Genomic DNA, 1,055 nt, shown 5'->3' with positions numbered 1-1,055 from the left:
GCATATTTAAATAATCCCATATACACATTAAATTAATTCATATATTTGTGGAGTTACTAAAAACAATGTGGTAAAAGCCAACTGCGTAACTCCTAATTCATATTATGTAATATCTGTAAAAAATTATATAACTAGACCTTCAGTTCCAAAATCAATTCCTTATTCTATGGAAAGCTCCGTGATCTTAGGATCTATTAAAAAAACCAAGTTTCATGAACCTGCATTGAAAAACCAGATTTTATGAACTGCATTGAAAAATTAAGTTTCATGAACCTTCATTGAAATCGCAGTATAAGTATTAAGGAAAAAATGACCTCTTAACATATACTTAACTCTAGATTTTTAGCGACAACTGTCTTGACAAAACAGGTCAGAATGCTTCAGTTTAGTGTCTGAACGTTTCTGGATTTAATGTCCGGATAATCTGAAATATGCAAATTGGGCTTTTTGCTAAGAAGAAAATGAGTTTCTGTATCTCCAATTTTTTTAAAACCAAGTTTGTTATAAAACTTTTGAGCCACAAAATTAACTTTTAATACTCTGAGAGTTGTTTCTATTTTTTCCTTTTGAGCATTGGCAATAATATCTGAAAAGACTAAAGTTCCTATTCCTTTACTCTGATATTCTGGCAAAATTTGGATTTCATCAATATTAATGGATTTTTCATTTCTACTGAAGGCCACAACGCCAACGTTTTTGCCTTCTACAACAATAATTTGGTATTTTATCTCTTTGGATTCTCTGCTGAAAAAATTTCTCTGTAAATCTTCATCCCAGTTACCCCATGTTTTTATTACGTAATCTTTCATGGTAGTCTTCTTCAAATTATAAATAAAATCATGGTCTTCTTGTGTTGCCATTTTTAAACTATACATTTACCCACCTTTAAAGTAAGGTTTATGACAATATCAAGCAATTATTTCAATTAACCATATCAGGAAAAAACGGTAATTCCAATTTTTCAGCAATATAAAATAATTTACTTAATTACAAAGTAATTGATAATCCATTTTTATCCGATTGATGTTTTAAAACACCTGAATGTTAGCATTTCC

Annotated in this window: 2 protein-coding genes; one reads left to right on the top strand and one right to left on the bottom strand. The window is 29.4% G+C overall.

Annotated elements, in window-relative coordinates:
* Positions 1-67 precede the first annotated feature (67 nt).
* Entirely contained in the window at positions 68-244 is a 177-nt protein-coding gene (locus ASJ81_RS22855) for a hypothetical protein (protein WP_170943314.1), read from the top strand.
* A gap of 136 nt (positions 245-380) precedes the next feature.
* On the opposite strand, the gene ASJ81_RS13545 is transcribed toward ASJ81_RS22855, so the two are convergent.
* On the bottom strand, positions 381-875 hold the full coding sequence (locus tag ASJ81_RS13545; RefSeq protein WP_095644871.1) for a GNAT family N-acetyltransferase: 495 nt from the start codon (positions 873-875) through the stop codon (positions 381-383).
* Between the last annotated feature and the right edge of the window lie 180 nt (positions 876-1,055).

The sequence above is a fragment of the Methanosarcina spelaei genome, from assembly GCF_002287235.1.
Taxonomy (GTDB): Archaea; Halobacteriota; Methanosarcinia; order Methanosarcinales; family Methanosarcinaceae; genus Methanosarcina; species Methanosarcina spelaei.
Note: the sequence above shows the minus strand (reverse complement) of the source record. Positions and strands in the feature narration are given on the sequence as shown.